This window comes from Vibrio sp. 10N.222.55.C6 (assembly GCF_041473395.1).
Lineage (GTDB): Bacteria > Pseudomonadota > Gammaproteobacteria > Enterobacterales > Vibrionaceae > Vibrio > Vibrio crassostreae_C.
In genome coordinates this window covers 1-440 of record NZ_JBFRSD010001106.1, presented here as the reverse complement: position 1 = coordinate 440, position 440 = coordinate 1, and the positions used below count along the sequence as shown (strand labels likewise).

The following is a 440-nucleotide window of genomic DNA, read 5'->3' as shown; positions in this document are numbered from 1 at the left end:
AAACGTTGGTTTGTCATCACATCAAGAATCGTTACGTGCCAAATGTCGCCTTCGCGGTGTGCTTTTTCAACTCGGCAGTAGTTGCGTATTTCTGCGTTGTTTTCTTTCGCCGCTAATACGTTCAGCAATACCATACGAGCATCATCAACCCAGCAATCTGAGTATTCGAAGCCTGTCTTCATTTCTGGTTTCAGTAGCCCTGATTTTGCTAGGTTGACTGTCTTACTTCCAGGAAGAGTGGTGCGCTTACCCAAGTTATCGTAAAGGAATAGGCCACAGCGAATCATCCAAGCTGGGCGTAAAAATGGTCGATGAGGTAAACGGAAACGCATTGGCTGAGCAACGTGAGGCGCTTTTCTTAACAAGACTTCACGTTCAGCGAGTGCTTCCGAAACCAAACGAAATTCGTAATGTTCAAGGTAGCGTAGGCCACCGTGGAT

At 46.6% G+C, this 440-nt stretch carries 1 protein-coding gene; it reads right to left on the bottom strand.

The annotated features are described in order from the left end of the window. A partial coding sequence (locus tag AB4486_RS27755; RefSeq protein ID WP_372120024.1) for an FAD-dependent oxidoreductase occupies positions 1-440 on the bottom strand: 440 nt, incomplete at both ends.